This is a genomic window from Acidimicrobiia bacterium, assembly GCA_029210695.1.
In the GTDB taxonomy this organism is placed as follows: domain Bacteria; phylum Actinomycetota; class Acidimicrobiia; order Spongiisociales; family JAHEDJ01; genus JAHEDJ01.
Genome location: JARGFH010000180.1, coordinates 1 through 503, shown reverse-complemented (window position 1 = coordinate 503; position 503 = coordinate 1). Strand labels below are relative to the sequence as shown.

General features: G+C 61.8%; 1 protein-coding gene. It reads right to left on the bottom strand.

Annotated features, from left to right (window positions below):
- A partial coding sequence (locus P1T08_18985) for a hypothetical protein (protein MDF1598155.1) occupies nucleotides 1-314 on the bottom strand: 314 nt, incomplete at its 3' end.
- Nucleotides 315-503 lie beyond the last annotated feature (189 nt).

Genomic DNA, 503 nt, shown 5'->3' with positions numbered 1-503 from the left:
CCCAGATTCTCAACATCCCCCGCACTGAGCTGATCCATCGCCTCGAACTCGACAGCATCCCCCTCCCGGTACTCACCAACCGCAGCCGCGCAATAGATGTCCCAGGTCTCATGGACAGTCCCCCCACCCGGTTGACCCGGCGTCTGCCCGTGACACTCACCCACCACATCTCCGCCCCTCTGATCGATGCGGCCCTCTCCCGAGCAGTGATGGGCGAGGGCCGGCGTGACAGACAGCGTCACCGCTGGCACAACCGTGGCCAGGGCGACGATCAGACCGAGGGCAACCCTCGTTGCGTTGGTGCGAACTCGCATGCGAAATCCACCTGCCCTTGAAAATCAGACACTTTCCACTCGCCGTCCTCGTAAAGCATCACCGCTGATTCGAGATCACGTTGTCCCTCATGAACCGATGGCTCATCCGGGAGACGCTCGCCCGTCTCGAGGTCGTACAGGCCGTAATCCGGATCCGGCTCAAGACAGCTGAGGATCACGAGTTCGGTT